This is a genomic window from Bacteroides sp. FSHCM14E1 (assembly GCF_019633785.1).
Lineage (GTDB): Bacteria > Bacteroidota > Bacteroidia > Bacteroidales > Bacteroidaceae > Bacteroides > Bacteroides hominis.
Genome location: NZ_JADKYL010000001.1, coordinates 1 through 18237, shown reverse-complemented (window position 1 = coordinate 18237; position 18237 = coordinate 1). Strand labels below are relative to the sequence as shown.

Annotated in this window: 21 protein-coding genes; 4 read left to right on the top strand and 17 right to left on the bottom strand. The window is 41.0% G+C overall.

What is annotated here, in order from left to right; translation table 11 throughout:
• Nucleotides 1–2 precede the first annotated feature (2 nt).
• Nucleotides 3–425 carry a hydroxyisourate hydrolase gene (uraH, locus tag ISX59_RS00105; RefSeq protein WP_005819729.1) on the top strand — a complete coding sequence of 141 codons (423 nt, stop codon included), beginning with the start codon at nt 3–5 and terminating at the stop codon, nt 423–425.
• A 105-nt stretch (nt 426–530) separates the two neighbouring features.
• Here the strand turns inward: uraH and ISX59_RS00100 are convergent, their stop codons facing one another.
• The 10 genes from ISX59_RS00100 to gnd all read right to left on the bottom strand — a co-directional run bounded on the left by ISX59_RS00100 (nt 531) and on the right by gnd (nt 10599).
• A complete protein-coding gene (locus ISX59_RS00100; protein WP_220575515.1) occupies nt 531–1340 on the bottom strand; it encodes an RNA methyltransferase in 810 nt (269 codons plus the stop codon).
• A gap of 49 nt (nt 1341–1389) precedes the next feature.
• Complete coding sequence (locus ISX59_RS00095; RefSeq protein ID WP_220575514.1) at nt 1390–3453, bottom strand: sugar-binding protein; 2064 nt, start codon at nt 3451–3453, stop codon at nt 1390–1392.
• A gap of 198 nt (nt 3454–3651) precedes the next feature.
• Nucleotides 3652–4149 carry a hypothetical protein gene (locus ISX59_RS00090; protein ID WP_005819724.1) on the bottom strand — a complete coding sequence of 166 codons (498 nt, stop codon included), beginning with the start codon at nt 4147–4149 and terminating at the stop codon, nt 3652–3654.
• Between the two features lie 71 nt (nt 4150–4220).
• Nucleotides 4221–4829, bottom strand: coding sequence for a hypothetical protein (locus ISX59_RS00085; RefSeq protein WP_220575513.1), 609 nt, complete (start codon nt 4827–4829; stop codon nt 4221–4223).
• Between the two features lie 2 nt (nt 4830–4831).
• The gene (locus ISX59_RS00080; RefSeq protein ID WP_220575512.1) at nt 4832–5512 is read right to left on the bottom strand and encodes a hypothetical protein; all 681 of its coding nucleotides are present in this window, start codon (nt 5510–5512) and stop codon (nt 4832–4834) included.
• A gap of 248 nt (nt 5513–5760) precedes the next feature.
• Entirely contained in the window at nt 5761–6075 is a 315-nt protein-coding gene (locus tag ISX59_RS00075) for a hypothetical protein (RefSeq protein ID WP_005776657.1), read from the bottom strand.
• A gap of 244 nt (nt 6076–6319) precedes the next feature.
• Nucleotides 6320–6544, bottom strand: a complete 225-nt coding sequence (locus tag ISX59_RS00070) for a hypothetical protein (RefSeq protein ID WP_220575511.1) — start codon at nt 6542–6544, stop codon at nt 6320–6322.
• 355 nt (nt 6545–6899) lie between these two features.
• Entirely contained in the window at nt 6900–7616 is a 717-nt protein-coding gene (pgl, locus tag ISX59_RS00065; protein ID WP_022012975.1) for a 6-phosphogluconolactonase, read from the bottom strand.
• Nucleotides 7613–9109 carry a glucose-6-phosphate dehydrogenase gene (zwf, locus tag ISX59_RS00060; protein ID WP_005819720.1) on the bottom strand — a complete coding sequence of 499 codons (1497 nt, stop codon included), beginning with the start codon at nt 9107–9109 and terminating at the stop codon, nt 7613–7615. Before zwf ends, pgl begins: the two co-directional genes overlap by 4 nt.
• A 14-nt stretch (nt 9110–9123) precedes the next feature.
• Nucleotides 9124–10599 carry a decarboxylating NADP(+)-dependent phosphogluconate dehydrogenase gene (gene gnd / locus ISX59_RS00055; RefSeq protein ID WP_032530627.1) on the bottom strand — a complete coding sequence of 492 codons (1476 nt, stop codon included), beginning with the start codon at nt 10597–10599 and terminating at the stop codon, nt 9124–9126.
• 132 nt (nt 10600–10731) lie between these two features.
• Between gnd and ISX59_RS00050 the strand changes: the two genes are divergently transcribed.
• Entirely contained in the window at nt 10732–11910 is a 1179-nt protein-coding gene (locus ISX59_RS00050) for a dicarboxylate/amino acid:cation symporter (RefSeq protein WP_022012978.1), read from the top strand.
• A gap of 41 nt (nt 11911–11951) precedes the next feature.
• Here ISX59_RS00050 and ISX59_RS00045 read toward each other — a convergent pair whose 3' ends face one another.
• Together ISX59_RS00045 and ISX59_RS00040 are read right to left on the bottom strand one after the other, a co-directional pair.
• The gene (locus ISX59_RS00045; protein WP_005786866.1) at nt 11952–12047 is read right to left on the bottom strand and encodes a smalltalk protein; all 96 of its coding nucleotides are present in this window, start codon (nt 12045–12047) and stop codon (nt 11952–11954) included.
• Between the two features lie 54 nt (nt 12048–12101).
• Nucleotides 12102–12581, bottom strand: a complete 480-nt coding sequence (locus ISX59_RS00040; protein ID WP_005776650.1) for an HU family DNA-binding protein — start codon at nt 12579–12581, stop codon at nt 12102–12104.
• A 329-nt stretch (nt 12582–12910) separates the two neighbouring features.
• On the opposite strand from ISX59_RS00040, the gene ISX59_RS00035 reads away from it, so the two are divergent.
• Together ISX59_RS00035 and ISX59_RS00030 are read left to right on the top strand one after the other, a co-directional pair.
• The gene (locus ISX59_RS00035) at nt 12911–13237 is read left to right on the top strand and encodes a helix-turn-helix domain-containing protein (RefSeq protein WP_175636643.1); all 327 of its coding nucleotides are present in this window, start codon (nt 12911–12913) and stop codon (nt 13235–13237) included.
• The gene (locus ISX59_RS00030; RefSeq protein ID WP_220575510.1) at nt 13221–13412 is read left to right on the top strand and encodes a hypothetical protein; all 192 of its coding nucleotides are present in this window, start codon (nt 13221–13223) and stop codon (nt 13410–13412) included. Before ISX59_RS00035 ends, ISX59_RS00030 begins: the two co-directional genes overlap by 17 nt.
• Before the next feature lie 159 nt (nt 13413–13571).
• Here the strand turns inward: ISX59_RS00030 and ISX59_RS00025 are convergent, their stop codons facing one another.
• The 5 genes from ISX59_RS00025 to ISX59_RS00005 form a co-directional block, all read right to left on the bottom strand.
• Nucleotides 13572–14522, bottom strand: coding sequence for a glycosyltransferase family 4 protein (locus ISX59_RS00025; protein WP_220575509.1), 951 nt, complete (start codon nt 14520–14522; stop codon nt 13572–13574).
• 3 nt (nt 14523–14525) lie between these two features.
• Nucleotides 14526–15533, bottom strand: coding sequence for an NAD-dependent epimerase/dehydratase family protein (locus ISX59_RS00020; RefSeq protein WP_005786859.1), 1008 nt, complete (start codon nt 15531–15533; stop codon nt 14526–14528).
• Between the two features lie 22 nt (nt 15534–15555).
• Nucleotides 15556–16767 carry a glycosyltransferase family 4 protein gene (locus ISX59_RS00015; protein ID WP_005817165.1) on the bottom strand — a complete coding sequence of 404 codons (1212 nt, stop codon included), beginning with the start codon at nt 16765–16767 and terminating at the stop codon, nt 15556–15558.
• On the bottom strand, nt 16764–17627 hold the full coding sequence (locus ISX59_RS00010; protein WP_005817163.1) for an SDR family oxidoreductase: 864 nt from the start codon (nt 17625–17627) through the stop codon (nt 16764–16766). The genes ISX59_RS00015 and ISX59_RS00010 overlap by 4 nt, the downstream gene beginning before the upstream one ends.
• 19 nt (nt 17628–17646) lie before the next feature.
• The coding region (locus ISX59_RS00005; protein WP_220575508.1) for a UDP-N-acetylglucosamine 2-epimerase at nt 17647–18237 on the bottom strand (591 nt) is incomplete at its 5' end.

Here is an 18237-nt window from a genome sequence, read left to right as displayed (position 1 = left end):
ATATGACGCAACTAATCAAGAAATTCTCGGTAATTATTATTTTATTCCTCCTGCCCTTCTCTATCTATGCCCAAACAGAAAGCCATCAGCTAAGTACACACATACTTGATATTAGTAAAGGAGAACCGGCACAAGGAGTTGACATCACCCTCTATAAATTAAATCCTTCCACTCCAAGCCAATGGAAACAGATTGCAACCGGCAAGACTGATGTAAATGGAAGAATCTCCAATTTTTTACCAGGCATAGAGGATAATACAGGTATATATATGCTTAAATTTTATACAGAGCCTTATTTCCTGAAACAAGGCTTAAAATCAATCTATCCGTTTGTCGAAGTTATATTTAGAATTGAAGGCAAAAAGCATTATCATATTCCCATTACTATGTCAGCCAACGGGTATTCTACATACAGAGGGAATTAATATATTCCTTATTACAATTTATAAAGTAAGGCAGCTTTATGAGGCTGCCTTACTTGTTATCTTTCATTTCTGTTCTTCTACATTATACATTACTCTTTGTATTCACTAATACTCTTTCTCAGCACGAAGTTGCCAGAAAGCGATGGCAGACGCAGCAGCCACATTGAGCGAATCGACCCCATGTGACATAGGGATGCGAACGACATAGTCCGCTTCGGCAATCCTCTCATGCGAGAGCCCGTCTCCCTCGGTACCCATCACAATAGCCAACTTGGGTTCGGTTGTCAGCACAGGATCATCGATGGAAATAGAATTATCCGTAAGCGCCATGGCAACCGTACGGAAGCCCCACCGAGCCAGATCACTGAGAGGACCATCCAGCCAAGTCCATGGTACAAGGAAGACCGCCCCCATAGACACCCGGATCGCACGTCGGTTTAATGGACTACAAGAGTTGCGCGTAAGCAATACCGCATCTATTCCGAGAGCGGCCGCCGAACGGAAGATGGCACCGATATTGGTAGTATCCACCACCCCGTCTATGATCACGATGCGCCTGGCTCTCCGGCATACTTCCTCCATACTTCGCGGAACCGGAAGACGCATGGCACAAAGTACACCACGTGTCAAAACGTATCCGGTCAGCGTAGCAAGCAGTTCTCTGTCACCTGTATAGACGGGTATATCACCACAGCGTTCAATGATATTCGCAGCATCCCCCGTGATATGTTTTTGCTCACACAAAATCGCTAAAGGTTCATAGCCTACATCCAAAGCCACTTTAATGACTTTGGGACTTTCCGCTATAAACAACCCCTTTTCAGGCTCGAGGCGATTACGCAACTGAGCTTCGGTAAGGGTACTGAATATCTCTACTCCGGGATGGGACAAGGATGATATTTCGATAATAGGCATATTGTTATCCTTTATAACATTTGATTAAAGCATTCATATTTCACAGGCTTTATTCCGCTTTTAATCCCTTCTTATCCAGATAGGCTTTAAATTTATGAAGATATTCGTCCGATGGTCCGTCAAAGAAAGAGACACCGGACGCGCCATTATCAAACGCCTCATCCAATGCTTTCTCAAAATCATTTTTTATATCAGGAAACATCAATCCTGCATACACTTTCGCACGTCCGTCAACCGTCTTCACACTCTCTTGAACCGAACGTCCGATCCACTCCGGTCCTTCATAATAAAAGCCGTTATAGATCATCGGGAAATAAGCATCCAGTGTCCAATTTCCCCAATCCTGACGTACCATCTTCTTGGCCATAGAAGGTCCCGGGAATACTGCGGCAGAAATTGCTTTTCCGTCAGCTTTCACCGCTTCAGTAATCCGGTCTACAACACGGGTAATGGCATCCAAACGAAAATTGATCCATGACTGATCTTCCATCGGATACTTCAATTCCAACGGATCACGTCCCGTCTGCGCCTTAAACTTGGCACGACAAACCTCACAATAGCAATAATCATATTCAGGATGTTCACTCGTCTGCTCTATGCCATAATTTTTCCACAAACTGACAGGCAGAACCACATCCGGAAAACGAACATAATCCAGATGTACCCCATCTACATAAGGCAAATGAGCTATTTTCACATAATCATCCGCCAGGTATTGCGCCACTCCTTCATGGTTAGGACAGAGAAAACGGTAATAATCCACATAAGCAGGTTTATCATGCGTAGATTCCCCCTTGCGGTTCACCGCAAACCAATCGGGATGCACGTTCAGCAGTTCCGCACGATTCATTGTCCATTTCCAGAAATGGGCCTCAAGACCGGCTTCTTTACACATGCGATATAGATTTTCATCATACCCTTCAAACATCACCCCACTGATTCCGCACTCCTTAAGCAAAGCAAACCACTGACGGTAATCTGCTTCACTTTTATTCTTATTTATACGTGTCCATACCCAGTTCTTCACCTGACGCGGAGCAATCTTCTCTGTCCAGAAACGTCCTTCATTATTAATAACGTAACGCTTGTTTTCACCCGGAACAGTAATAGCTATCTGGTATGTATTCCGGGTAGCCTCAACTGAGATTTGCGCACCCTGCGGGAGTCCTTTCAACTCCGCATCCGTCAGGAAAAAATCTTTTTCCGTACGTAAATAGTTTTTCTCTTTTGCATATCTCTCCTGCTGTGCATAGAACATAGCCCAAAGCAGTTTATACACAGCAGTATTATACGGTAGCGCAACAGTACGTTCGGGCGCTCCTACTGCCTCGTCAGCGAAAAACAAATATCCCCAACGATCCGGCATGTGCATATCCACCTTTCCCGTAGGTGTCCAAACCCAATTTTCTTCAGGCCCTCCGGCTTTCAACCACTGTACCCGTGAGAAGTTAATTCGCCAGCAATTGCCTGCTTTCAACGGGTTGTTAAAATTCATAGTCAATGCCTTATGAGGAATAGCCATCTCCACACTCCAATATTTATCTTTGTCTTTCGATTTATTCAACGTACCTTCACGATGAATAGCCAACTTTAATCCCGGACAATCCCATTGCACCATAAAGTTGCCTCCCGACCGATAAGGCTTGTCCAGCATCAAATCGAATATAACACCCCGGGCATTGGTCTCTATTTCAAAATAGTTGTGTCCATCCCAATCAGGATCTATAAAAACCTCAAAATCATTATCATAGTAAATAATGGTATCCCGCTGAGTAAGACGTGCCTTGATGTCGTCTTCCTGTAAAATTGCCCCGACATACAAATATTCATCATCCCACAACATCTTAGCTGTAGTTTCATATTTAGGCGTGGGGAATCCTTCGCCACTGATATCTACAAACGGAGCTGTCGATTTTGCCTTCTGCCATGAAACTTCATCCAGTTTACCATCTATTTTCAGTTTACCGTCCACACGATAACACACGTATGAACGAGGTTCCGTCAGGAAACGATCGTATTTCTGAAAAATGCTCTGTGCCCCGGACGGCAAACTAAAAAGAGAAAAAAAGAGAAACAGCTTCACTGCCAGGCAATCTAAATGTATTTGCTTCATTATTGATTAGTTTTAGTTACAGCTTCAAAGATATGAATTATTCTGAAACCCGTAAATAATACCACCCATAATTATAACTTCCATAAAGTAGATATGACTTTTTTATTTACTTTTTTGATAAATCCGACAAAACGGGCAGTGAACAAATGCCGCCATTAATTCACTGCCCGTATAATCCATGACTTATCGTTGTCCGCCTTATTTCAGACCCGGAATTTTAGATAAATTCTTAGTCATTTCTTCTAATTTTGAATTAACTACATTCCAGTCATTCACTAACACAGTAAGTATTGATTCTGAGAATTCTCCTATGCAGCAAGCTCTGCCGGAAGTTCCCTCACAATTACACCACATAGCTCTGATCGTAATATCTTCTTCCAACGAAGTAACATCAACCATTGCCTGTAAAGTAATGGGAACACGTTGCCCATCCATTGCCACGGAATACAATCCCCGTGCTACAATTTTATTATTAACTTTAATAGCAAACCATGCTCCGTCACCGGCTTTCTCACACCAAGTATCCAAAACAGTAAGCGTAATAAGCAACTGATTCCCCTTACAAGCTTTAATAGAAATTGGGGCCATTTCCTTTATTTCCTGAAAACAAGAGTCATCATTATTATTGTAGTAATGACCTTGAATTTTAGCAACAGAACCATTGTTTCTCTTTTTAGACGACATACATACTTTCATATTATAATACCCTTAAGCTTTTCCTACTCTATTCAAGGCTTTTCGGAATCCGCCTATAAAACACGGCAAAATCACTGAAAAGGATTCAACACAATGTTTAAGCCAGAATATTCATAAGGAGGTTTTCCCACTGATTCAGGATCGTAATACATATTTTCTCCACTCGCGACTTTTATATCGCCAATAGCAATCCAATGCATTCCTCCTTCCACCAATGCCAGAGAGTTCATGATAGAAAAATTAGTAACATTTTCAACAACTGGTATTCCCGAAGAGACTATCAGAGATATCTCTTCCCCTATCAAATCATCAACATTAAATTGTTCTAAACCTATATTATTTATTACGGATACCAGATTCTCTTTCAACTTTGACTCATTATAACAGACTCTCGGATTCAATCCCATATTTTTTGCATACATAGAGACCGAGGAAGGCAGAGAGTATGTACCTTCAATATTCCGATCATGCAAATATCGAGTCATCCTATCAATAAAACATTTCCTGTTATTATTGAGAGTTGCACGCTGTATGGCCTGAATCTGATCATAAATACTTTTACCATACGGTTTATCCGGAGTCAGTGACGAATCGAACAAATTAATCATGGCCGCCAAAGCATACCCGCCGCAATAAGCATTTTCTAACCGATCCTGATAATTTATATATCGAATTCCCATATTTAACCCCAATATGTATTCAATTCATCATCTATTGAAAGCGCTTCTACCATTCTTTGGTTCTTCCCATCAACTTCCCAACGGCACCACGCCATAACATATAACTTATTATCGCTATTCTTTTGTCCAATAATAAAAGAAAATAATTCGTTATCTTCAGTAATAATCCCACATATATTGGTTTCTATTTTAACAATGTATCCTAACTTTTTGCAAGCATTTTGATAATCATCCCCCCATTTTGGCAGATTAATGATCAAAGATGGCTTAAAAGAAATATTATCAGGAATTAACTTATTAACCTTTGCAATACATTCACCGTTAACTATATCGTCTCCATTCGCGATATGACAAATAATTTGTTTATTGACCGGCAAACCATATACTGTTTTATTTAACCAAAACGAACTCATTAGACAACCAGTGAATTGAGAACTCATAGCACACTGTCCCATTTTATCTAAAGTCACATATGAAATATTACCAGGTACATAGCATAACGGCACAATTTCTTGAGGCCAAACAGTATTTATACAACTTCTCACGACACTCTCTTTATTCATGAACGTTTCTTTTTCACTACCACTACCACACTTACCTAATACAACAAACCAATCAGGTAGCGCCGTAATCATACCTTCTGTCAAAAAATTCCCTACTAATTTACCATTGATTCTCGCCATAAAACTCTTTTTTTGTTCTTACTCTTTCTATCAGGCTTTTCAGAATCCGCCTATAAATCTCCTGTCTCTTGTAAGCTTACAGTACAAAAGTATGAAAGAGAAAAGGCGGAAACAATTATTAATTTCAAACCATTCTATTTACCTCTCAAATACAGAATCATTTCTCCTGAACAAAAAAATAGCCCCGGTTCTTTCGAACCGAGGCTTAACATAAATTCAGTTGTGTGCTTTCTTCAAAGATTGGGAAACTATCTATTCAGTATATTCCCTCTTTCATTCAAGAACACTGCCTGTTCATGAAAATCGCTCGATAATATAATCACTTTGTAGAGTTTGCCTTCCGAACGACTATAGGCTATAAAAGCCTCTTTAATCAGTGCTCCCTCACAGGATAACTCATCAATCACTGCCTCAGGAAGATTATTAACCTCGATTGGCGTAAAATCTTCCCGTGAATCCCTCTGTTCCACTTTCGCAGATTTTTTCTTTAGAGGTTCATCTGCTTTTACTACTGAAAATCCCAATCCCATTACTATTACCAATGCTACTAATACCTTTTTCATAATTCTTGAAAACTTAATTGTTCTAGATCTACTAACTATAACTAAACATCTGAATATTATAATGCAATACACATGCCAGACATATGCCAATCCAGATCGGCAACTCATTTTCAAGTAATTATATAAAAACAGCTTTCATTTGGAATAGTGGAATATAAAGGAGTATTCCACATTTATTGTGGAAAAATTCCACAGAATCGCAAATTGATTACATACTTTTAAGTCACTTACTCATATCCGGAAGTCACTTCTCCTCCAGCTTCTCCTTGATACGATACAGGCGAGTAATAGCAGGATTGTAAAAAGCATCCGGATAGTGAGCTCTGATGCAGGATAAATCAGATTCCACACAAAGCTTCACATCAAAAATACGCTCTGCCTTACTCAGTTCCAGCTCTTGAGGCAGCTGTGCAGCTTGCGCCCATTCCATTAATTCTCTCACACTCTGTTCGTCAAACTTATATTCCATATTACTCTTGTTTTTCCGCAAATTTACAACTTAAAGAGCATAAAACAAAACACACTCCTCCTTTCCGCCCGGCTCAATCCCTACTTATAGTGATAACCCTCTTCACAATACCTAAATCGAGTGATTGTCCCAAAGCAAAAAACCACCTATCTTTGCCATACATTAATTAGTCATAATTATTACGTAAGTCACATTTAAGTGAGATAAGCCAATCCGGCCGAAGTGATTCTCCCGGATTCCATTTTGTTGAGTTGTTATTTTAATTATCATACTGTTTAATTGTTGTATGTAAATAACGTATTCAAAAATAGAACAAAAACCGTCCGGCCTGTGAAGGTCGGACGGTTTTTGTTTTTTATCTGCGGATAATCTTTTCCGCCGCCGCGTTATCCATGAACAGCTCCACATTGTCAGCATGATGGGCTATGTAAGCAGCCGGACCCGTATCTCCCGAATAAAAGATGTCTTCTACAACCGGCCCCTTCACTCTTCCCGTTATCAGGAAGATGATTCTACGCGCATTCAAAATCGGCATTCCTGTCAGAGCTATCCTCTTTTGCCCGTTATTCGGATTAAAATTCGCCTCATATATATGATCTGTCGAAAGCAGTTCTTCTTGCCCCGGAAAAATAGACGATGTATGCCCGTCATTACCTGCTCCCAACAATATTACATCAAACACCGGAAAACCGTTCTCCACCGGCACCTCCTTCATTACCAGTTTCGAATAGCGGGCAGCCTCTTTCTTTGGATTATTCTCTCCCTGGATACGAAACACATTCTCGTACGGAATAGGTACGATACTCAGCAGCAACGACCTCATCATCCCATAATTACTATCCGAATTCTCAGGAGGCACACAACGCTCGTCGACCCAAAACACTTTCAATCGTTCCCAAGGAGTGATATCCGTATATTCATTCGCCCATAAGTCAAACATCAGTGCCGGAGTGCTTCCGCCACTGAATGCAATGCAGAAGGTTCTGTCCGGTTCATCTAACATCAGTTTCACCAAATGTAATATCAGTGCGCGTGCCGTCTCTATGGACGAAGGGAAAATATAGGGTTTCATAATTCGCAGTATTGATCTGTGTTTGTTAAATTCTTACATGGATTGGTCCAATCGGCACCATGTTCATGCATCATAGCTTCACTTTCCAAAGGTCCCCAAGTTCCTGCCGGATAGCCATATAGCGGTGCCTCGGGATGTTCATTCCAATAACGCAAAATAGGGTCAAAGAAATGCCAGGATGCTTCTACGGCATCACTTCGTGTAAAGAGGGTCTGGTCACCCAGAATACAGTCTTCTATCAGGCGGGCATAAGCATCTCCTCCGGGTACCCCTCCCAACTGATCATAACTGAAATCCATTGTAACCTGTTTGACCTCAAATCCCGGTCCCGGCACTTTCATACCAAATTTCAATACAATACCTTCATTGGGCTGCAAGCGAAGAATCAGTTTATTTGCCCTCGGACAATTACCGCCCGCACAATGGAACATCTGATGCGGAGTTTCACGGAAGTGTACGACAATCTCCGTCACTTTCGTCGGCATTTGTTTGCCTGTCCGGATATAGAAAGGCACTCCGCTCCACCTCCAGTTACTGATCCCCAGTTTCATGGCGATATAAGTTTCGGTGCGCGAGTCCGGTGCTATATTCTTCTCTTCCCGGTACCCTCTTTTGTTTCCTCCGGCTGTATATTGTCCCCGGACAATGTGTTCGTTCAGATCCGTTTCAGTCAAAGGAGTCAGAGACTCATATACTTTTACCACTTCATTACGGAAGTTATCTGCATTGAACACAGCGGGAGGCTCCATGGCAGTAAGTGCCACCAACTGGATCAGATGATTCTGCACCATATCCCGAAGAGCACCCGTAGTATCATAAAAACCGCCGCGTTGCTCGATTCCGAGATTTTCCACGGCGGTTACTTCCACATAATCTATATAGTTACGGTTCCATAAAGGTTCGAAAATACCATTGGCAAAACGAAAAGCCAACAAATTCTGAGCAGTTTCTTTACCTAAGAAATGATCGATTCGGTAAATCTGATGTTCATCAAATACGGAAGCATAAATTCGATTCAGTTTCTCGGCCGACTCCAGATCATACCCAAAAGGCTTTTCAACAATAATCCGCGCACGACCTTCATTCAGATGTACTGATTTCAGATGCAACGGAATCACGCCATACAATGATGGAGGTGTAGCCAGGTAAAACAACAAATCGTCCGGCCGGCTGTCCCCGCTCAGTTCTTCAATTCGCAGCCGAAGTTGTCCGTATCCGCTTTCCAATGCCGGGTCTATTGCCAGATAGTGAAGATGTCCAACGAAAGCGTCCATCTTCTCCTTATTCTGCTCTTCCGACTTCACAAATTTCTCCATCTCACTATAAATGTAAGTCCGATAGTCCGCATCCTCATAAACCGTACGTCCCACCCCGAGAATTTCAAATTCTTCCGGAAGACGCTTGGCTACATACAACGAATACAACGCCGGCATCAACTTACGCTTCGTTAAGTCACCCGAAGCACCAAAGATAGTCATTACAAATTTACTCATATTTCTTTTTTTGCTTATACATTATACGTACCCGACTTTGTATCTCCTCCATATCCAGTCCAGTTTTCATGGAAAAAGACTCCTCGTAACTCATCTTTCCGCTCAAATGTATGAGCACCGAAATAATCGCGCTGTGCCTGTATCAGATTGGCCGGAAGGTCAGCCGACACTAACGAATAGAAATAATTCAAAGCTGAGGAGAAAGCCGGAACAGGTAGTTCTTCACGCATAGCCTGCGCCACCAGATTCTTCCATCCGGACAACAATCCTTTGATTTCCTGCTCAAAATATGGAGCCAGCAGCAAATGTTCCGGTTTTTCTTTTGCCTCAAATGCAGCAGCAATATCATTCAGGAAAATACTACGAATAATGCATCCACCTCTCCACATCCGTGCAATCGAAGCCAAATCGAGGTTCCATCCAAATGCATCGGAAGCACGCTGCAATACCGCAAATCCTTGTGCATACGAAACCAGTTTCGAAGCATACAACGCCGCAAATATTTCTTTTTCCGTATCCTGTTTATTATATACAGCCATCGAATGCTTACATTGGTACTGACGGGCAGCCGTCTCACGGAGTTCCTTCTGTGCCGACAGGCTACGTTCAAAAACAGCCGTAGCAATCAATCCTAATGGCATACCTAATTCCATGGCGTTGATCACCGACCATTTGCCTGTCCCCTTCTGTCCGGCAGCATCCAGAATTTTATCGATCAGATAGGCCCCTGTATTATCTTTATGACGGAGTATATTGCCTGTGATTTCTATCAGATAACTCCGCAACTTACCTTCATTCCAACGAGCAAACACAGACGCCATTTCTTCATTAGGCATATCCAGTAATTTCTTCATCACCCAATAAGCTTCAGCAATCAACTGCATATCACCATACTCTATTCCGTTATGGATCATCTTCACAAAGTGTCCCGATCCGGCAGGTCCCACCCACTGGCAGCACGGACTTCCATCGGGAGCTTTGGCAGCAATACTCTGCAAAATAGGTTTTACCTCCTCCCATGCCTTTTCCGAACCGCCCGGCATAATAGAAGCTCCATTCAAAGCCCCCTCTTCTCCGCCCGACACACCGGCACCGACGAACAGAAATCCCTTCGATTCTGCCAGTTTCACTCTGCGGTTTGTATCTTCATAATTTGAGTTACCTCCGTCAATCAATATATCACCCGGAGAAAGGTATGGGAAAAGTTGCTCCATCAATTCGTCCACCGGACTACCGGCACGCACCATCATCATAATCTTACGAGGTACAGCAATTGATTTCACAAAATCTTCTATGTCCGTAAACCCCTCTATATGCTTATCTTTAGCCCTTCCATTCATAAAACGTTCCACCACGCCTTCTTCCACACCGGGCACCGTACGATTATACACCGATACGCTCCATCCTCTACTTTCCATGTTCAAGGCTAAATTTTCTCCCATTACAGCTAAACCAATCAGGCCTATATCTGTTTTATTCTGAGTTGCCATAATTGTAATATTTATCTAAATCAGTTGATATTTTGTTCTATTTCTTATTATCTATAACACATATCGAAAATATTTGTTCGGATAGTTTCAGAATAAAATATTACTTTTGTAACAAACTTCTAAAAACTCGTAATGAAGAAAATACACATCGGACTTTTACCACGTATCATCATAGCTATTATACTTGGTATCGCTATCGGAAATTTCCTGCCGACGCCTTTGGTACGGCTGTTCGTGACCTTCAACTCCATCTTCGGAGAGTTCCTCAATTTCTCCATTCCTCTTATCATCCTCGGCCTGGTCACCATTGCCATTGCCGATATTGGTAAAGGAGCCGGACGAATGCTACTTGTCACCGCACTCATTGCCTACGGTGCTACTCTTTTCTCCGGCTTCCTCTCCTATTTCACCGGAGCTGCCGTTTTTCCCTCACTTATCACACCGGGAGCACCTCTCGACGAGGTAAGTGAGGCCCAAGGTATTCTACCTTATTTCTCGGTCGCCATCCCACCGTTGATGAATGTCATGACCGCACTTGTCCTTGCCTTTACCCTCGGCTTAGGACTTGCCAGTCTGCACAGTGACGCTTTGAAAAACGTAGCACGCGACTTCCAGGAGATCATCGTACGCATGATCAGTGCAGTTATCCTCCCATTACTTCCCATTTATATCTTTGGCATCTTCCTCAACATGACACATTCCGGACAAGTATTCTCCATCCTGATGGTATTTATTAAGATCATTGGCGTCATTTTTGTACTGCACATCTTTCTGTTGGTCTTCCAGTACTCTGTTGCAGCATTGTTTGTCCGTAAAAACCCGTTCCGCTTGTTGGGACGGATGCTGCCGGCTTATTTCACCGCTTTAGGCACTCAGTCATCAGCCGCCACCATCCCTGTTACACTCGAACAGACCAAGAAAAACGGTGTATCAGCCGATATAGCCGGATTCGTTATCCCGCTTTGTGCCACTATCCATTTATCCGGAAGTACCCTGAAGATTGTGGCCTGCGCTTTAGCCTTAATGATGATGCAAGGCATGCCTTTCGATTTTTCCTTGTTTGCAGGTTTCATTTTCATGCTTGGCATCACGATGGTTGCTGCTCCCGGTGTCCCCGGAGGTGCTATTATGGCTTCTTTAGGCATCCTCCAGTCCATGCTCGGTTTCGATGAATCGGCTCAGGCATTGATGATCGCCCTTTATATCGCTATGGACAGTTTCGGTACAGCTTGTAACGTAACCGGTGATGGAGCCATCGCTCTGATTATAGACAAGATCATGGGGAAAAGAAAAACTCCCGAAAGCCTTTAATGGCTATCGGGAGTTCACCCTGTTTGGTTATTAATTCCGCTTTATAATGTCATAGCCTGCCCACCGATTACACCGGCTACAGCACTTGCCACAGCAATAATCAACTTCAATATAATATTCCATCCCGTTTTCTTCATATTCTTCATACCTCCTTTCATTTGCAATCATTATTATATCTACAATAAACTTTATCAAGCTGTCGGATCATCTACAATATCTCCATCTCCACTACCCGATCCACCATTAATTGCTCCCCCTATCGCACTGACTTTCTGGAATTCCACTCCCTGAAGCAAAGCACGGGTAGTGCCGATAGCTGCGGGACGAGTATATTCCGGAGTAAACAGACAACGAAGAGCCGCCACCTGATTCGGATTCACCTCTTCCTCTTGATCCACTCCATGCCCTTGTGTACAAGCTTTCATCGTGAAAGTGCCTAATCCCTCCAGACGTACCGAACGGCTATTTAACAACTCTTTACGCATGGCAGTCATCAGGTTACGAATCACATTATGAACATCACCCGGTGTCAACGATGATTTTTCAGCTATTACTTCGGCCAACTGTTGTGAAGTTACCATTTTTCCAACTTTCACCAGAGTGAGATGCCACTGTTTCTTTCCCTCTTTAGTTTTCAACTGCGATTGTCTCGCTCTATAAAATAAAGGCATAATTTTTCTCCTTCTTTACTAATGTTACTACTACGTTTCATTCATGTTTCGTTGATCAACACTGCAAAGATGAAGATTTACAAATTATCGGCAAAGAAAAAAACGGTCCGGAAAGCTGTTTTCTCAGAAAAACTTATAAGACACTGATTATCTGTATCATAATTCTAAGCTCTTCGTTCAAAACAGGTTCATACACATGTACCCAATATCAGTTAAGTTTTAGTTCATCCGACAAATGCATAGTTCCAGTATAGAAAGTCTCACAATGGTAGTAATATATAGATATTATTTTTAAAATTTTGCAATTAAATAGTAATATTCCACCATGTATGAGTAAAGCGGACTATATTACCAACCAAGAGATAATGCTACTTTTAGCGAAACGCATAAAGGAGTATAGGCTTGCCGCACGGATGAGCCAAAAGGAAATGGCGGAGAAATCCGGTGTGAGTCTTGCTACTATAAGCCATTTTGAACAAGGTGTCAATCAGAACATGACCCTAAATAATTTCATATCATTGTTGCGGATAATCGGCATGGAGCAACGTATAAGTGATTTACTGCCTGAGTTGCCCATGCCACTAATGGCACTGAAACAACTAAATAAATTCATTCCCCAAAGAGTAAGGAGAAACAATAATGATACAAAATCTTGATGTGTTTTTATGGAATCGGAAAGTGGGTACATTGGTAGCCTATAAGGAGAAATACGTAGACAAGGTAATCAGTGTTGTCAGCAACTACCAGCGATATGCGCACATAGCAGGAGTTGATGCCTATTGGAGCCATCAAATAAAAGAGGAAATCAATGACCGTATTGAGATGTTATAGGCTAAATATAAAAAATGGGAATATCAATGCTATATTGAACATGAATCTTTGTAATTATTAGCTACCCTTTGTTTTGTAACTCTATTATTTTTCGACTGTAACTTCTTTTATTTTTTAGACCATATTAGATCTATGGTAGGAAGCATAATATTGACAATATCACTTCGCTTGATGCAAGCAAAAGAAACGCTTCATAAATAGAATATAGACCAAACTCAGCGCAATAATGGTACCCGACAAATACCCATATTCATTCCCCGGAAATAGAAGATACCCGGCTATAACTACTGCCTGCACCAACATATACACCAATGAAACCACCATGTGAGGAATTTTCAGTTCATTTGCCATAATCTGGTACAAATGTTTCCGATGTGGCAAACCAATATTCTCATGCAACATCAACCGATGAATTATTGTCAGCACACTATCCACCCCATAGACTGCCAACAAGACAATCCAGCTGAAATTTTCCGTACGGATTATCAACATACCGATCAGAAAGAGGATCACGAAAGCAATGCTAACCGAACCTACATCCCCCGCAAAACACTTTGCCTGTTTCCGGAAATTGAAGAAGTTAAAGACCAACACAGCACAAAGCATGGTATAAATCAAAGCCGGCTCTACAAATGGAACATATACCCCATTTATAAATGCTAATGCCGTCAGCACCACCAACGAGTATCCACCTGTAATGCCATTAATACCATCCATAAAATTATAGGCATTGATAATCCCTGTGCAAACAATCAAAGCAACCACAATGGTCCACCAAGGCAGGCTGAACAACCCCCATTGATAGAACATCAAAGCCATCGCCGTAAAATGAAACACCAAACGTAACCCCTGAGAAGTAGAACGAATGTCGTCTACAAAACTGATAAAAGTAATCAATGTCAGAGCCAGCATAAACCAAGGATACTCAAACTGATTCGTCAGAAAGTAAGCTAATGCGCCAAAGAAGAAAATGATTCCTCCCCCTCTCAAAGTGATCCGGGTGTGCGAACTCCGCTCGTTCGGTTTATCGATGATATTGCATTTATCAGCAATACGGAAATAAAAAAGTTCTGCCAGAAATAGCAGAACCAGGATTATTAAATAGTACATAACTTATTTAGTTTCTTCAAATGAACGAATGGTTTTAATCAACCCCTCTTTAGCTGTCACAGGCATTTTATCAATCCCGAGAGCAGCTTTGATCTTAGCATTACTTACCACATAATTCTCTGTCAGTTTACGAAGCCTTTCCGTATTCAGTGGCAAATGGAGTAAAGTTCCCAGTCCGGCACATCCTTCCATAAAGCCCTTATTCATCTTCCAGATATGGGGCTGTTTTCCCATTGCCTCACACATGATGGCAATCAACTCATTTGTTGATAAAGCTTCATCATCCCCCATGTGATAAATGCCCGTAGGTACCTCTTTAGTCAATAATCCCTCAATCACATAGCATAGGTTATCAATTGAAGTAAACGAACGACGATTTTCGAAGTCACCCAATGGCCAGGGAATTCCTTTCTTCACCACATTATACAATAGATTCAGATTTCCTTTATTCCCCGGACCATGAATCATACAAGGTCTTAATATATAAACCTGTTTTTCTGTAACCGAAGTCATCTCCCGAAAAGGAGAACACTCGCAGGAGGAGACAGTGGGAAATGCAAAATGTTCCTTTATATACTCTTCAGCTCTTATTTTACTTTCCCCATAAGGACCAATAGGAGCCGGAATAACATCCTCAGTAAGCATATCTCCCACTACACTATCAGCCGCAGCTTTTACTGAACTAAAAAATATGAATTTCTTCGCAGAAGACTCCAAAAAGAAATCAAATATCTTTTGAGTCAGACCGGTATTAATATCAAAATAAGACTGAGCAGCTGATTGTTTTTTCGTATCATGAGCCTTTCCGGCAAGATGAATGATTGCATCAAATTGGGGGAGAGTTTGTAATGGGAATGACTCTGGATCAATATCTTTCCAACAAAATGTTTTCAGTACACCTTCTCTTGTCGGACGCACGATATCAAGTCCGTAAAGGTTGTGTTTAATTTTTAAATTATTAATCAGATTAGTGCCTACAAATCCATAAGCCCCTGTAATAAGAATATTCATTTAATTCCATTATTAAAATAAATCACTCAGATTGAAAAACTTCTATTAAATTATCAATTATCTTTTTCTTTGCAAAAGATAATTGATAATATTCCTTCCCGGCTCTCCCTTTTTCATACAGCATATTTTTATCCATTCGAGATAATCTTTTCACATTGTTTGCCAACGATTCAAAATCTCCGGCATTAGCTGTAAAGCCGCAGTTTGCCTCCTTTATTATTTCATTACCAATACCATTTATCATAGAAATAATAGGTTTTCCAAAAGCCATATAAGATTGTATCTTTGATGGAATAGTTAAAGAGAAAATATTCTGGTCTTTTAAAGAGACAAGCATTACATCTGCATGAATAAACAGATCCGGCATGTCTTCCAAAGGATAGCGTCCTAATAAAAAAACAGTATCACATAAATTCAACTCTTTAACTTGCTGCTCTACAAACTCTTTTTTTCGTCCATCGCCAACAATTACCCACTTAATATCTTTATACTCTTTGGTCCGAATGGCAGCTTTCAATATTGAATCAAAATCTTGGGCCTCTCCTATATTACCAGCAAACATTACAACAAATCCATCAGGGATCAACGACTTAAAATGTTCCTTATTAATCAAAGAATCATCAGTGAACAAATCTTCAGCCCAGTTAGGAATATAACTAATTTTATGCTTATAATCTCCTTTTTGCAGTATGGACTGACTAAAGGCTTCCGACTGTATACAAATCCCATCGACTTTTTGATAGATACTTTGTACCATCTTAGTTAACATTCGATATACTAAACCAGAATTCATCTTACCCGCAGCGGACACACTTTCAGGCCACAAATCCTGAACCCAAAGATAAGCACGACTACCAAACAGCTTTTTGTGAAGTAGAGCTGCATACACCTGAGTAATAGGAGAAATTGCAAATGTTAAAGAAACATCAAACTTTCGCTTATGAAAAAGTATATATAAACAAGAAAACAATACAAAAGACAAATAATTCAATGCCAAACGCAACCCTGAACCTTTACCACGAGGTATTAACGGAACACGAATCAGTTCAATACCTTTATAATATTCTTTTTTATAGCCCCAAAAACTATATCCCTTATAAATAGCCCCTTGAGGATAATTAGGTTTTCCTGTTAAGACTGTCACTTTGTTACCCCGTAATACAAGCTCTTGCGCCAAATCATTAACACGAAATGTCTCTGGCCAGAAGTATTGGGAAACCAATAATATTTTCATAAATATAGAGTTCGGTATAGCTCCTGTTTATTCTGCATCCAATCATATTGTTCCCGAAGCATCTCTTCATATCCGGGTACAACATAACTAAATCTTGCGGACTTTGCGATCGACTTGTCTATTCCATTTCCATCAAATGGCAGGATCTCAACATCTTGTTTGTGCCATATACGGGAAAACAGATGTAACAAATCATATTTACTTATACCAAGGCCATTACTCAGTTGTATTAAACCGGTTACTCCCTGATCGATGGCCACATCAATGGCTTTCGCCAATTCCAGAGTGGTCACACCTCCCCAAATAGCAGTCTGGAAACCATTCACACAACCATGCTGATGCATAAACCAATGAAACAAGCCTTCCCCATTCTCCTTCAATTCAGGACCTATGATAGAAGTACGGATTGTCAGATCTTTGTCATTGATTATCTCACCGAGTGCTTTGCTACGACCATAAACATCGTCAGCATCCCGGAAATCAGTTTCTGAATAGTTACCTTTTTTACCGGAGAAAACACAATCCGTACTGATATGAATCAACTTTGCTCCCACTTCATCCGACAGTTTCTTGAGCAAATGAGGGAACCATGCATTTATCAGAATAGCATTGTCCGGATGTTCTCTGGAACCTCTTATCAATACGCCAATACAATTCAGGATAAAATCAGGACGGACTTCACGAACGAGCCGACTGACAGCATCCCCATCCGTCACATCCACAACAATACTATCATCAGTCAATTGGGTACGATAAACTACATTCACAAGATCGTATTTCCCCGTACATTGCAGATAATAATAAGCCATATGCCCGGCCATACCTGTGGCGCCGAACAACAGAATCTTCTTTTTAACCATAAAAAATAAAAAACAGGAACTAGATTTCTTTATGCCAAACCGTACGGTTGATATAATCTGTATAGGAAAGAATGATACGGACTACTTTTTTAGATACATTATCCGAAGCATAATCAGGAATAGAGTGAATTACGTCTGCACCTTCTGCATACTGGGAAGTTACAATTTCGATAGACTCCAGAATACGGTCACTATTCAATCCGGTCATGATCAGCGTCCCTTCATCCATACCTTCAGGTCGCTCGTGTGCCTGACGGATAGTTATAGCCGGAAAATGAAGAATAGAAGATTCCTCCGTGATCGTACCACTGTCAGAAATAACACAAAAAGCATTCTGTTGAAGTTTGATATACTCCATGAAGCCAAAAGGTTTCATAAACTCAATCATCGGATTGGAATTAATAAAGCCAATAGATTCCAACTTTTTGCGGGTACGGGGGTGGGTGGAAACAATCACCTTTTTATGATATTTGTCCACAATGGCGTTCAGAGAAGAAAGCAGGTCGGAAAAGTTCTTCTCGGAATCCACATTTTCCTCACGATGCGTACTTACAATAAAGTAATCACCTTTTTTCAACCCCTCTTTTTCTAAAACATCATTCTCTTCTAT